1 protein-coding gene is annotated in these 433 nt (G+C 74.1%); it reads left to right on the forward strand.

Annotated features, from left to right (window positions below; genetic code table 11):
• Positions 1–59: 59 nt before the first annotated feature.
• Positions 60–433, forward strand: a 374-nt coding sequence (locus LPA54_RS39475; protein WP_228985217.1) for a GNAT family N-acetyltransferase, incomplete at its 3' end; no start/stop codon positions are given.

Raw genomic sequence — 433 nt, forward strand, 5'->3', positions numbered from 1 at the left:
GACCACCCCCGGCCGGCCGACGACGACGGGGGCGCGCGCTGAACACCCCGTACTGGCCCGTGGAGCTGGTGGACGGCGACATCGTCCTCCGGCCGATAAAGCTGCGCGACCAGAAGGCCTGGCGCGAGGTGAACCGCCGCAACCGCGACTGGCTGCGGCCCTGGGAGGCGACCATCCCGCCGCCCACGCCCAGCGGCCCCGTCACCCACCGCCCCACCTACCGGCAGATGGTGCGCCACCTGCGCTCCGAGGCCGGCGCGGGCCGCATGCTGCCGTTCGTCATCGAGTACCAGGGGCGCCTGGTCGGGCAGTGGACGGTCGCCGGGATCACCTGGGGCTCCATGTGCTCGGGGCACATCGGCTACTGGGTGGACGAGGCCGTCGCCGGACGGGGCGTGGTGCCGACGTCCGTGGCGATGGCCGTCGACCACTG

Source organism: Streptomyces sp. DH12, assembly GCF_020873895.1.
GTDB lineage: Bacteria > Actinomycetota > Actinomycetes > Streptomycetales > Streptomycetaceae > Streptomyces.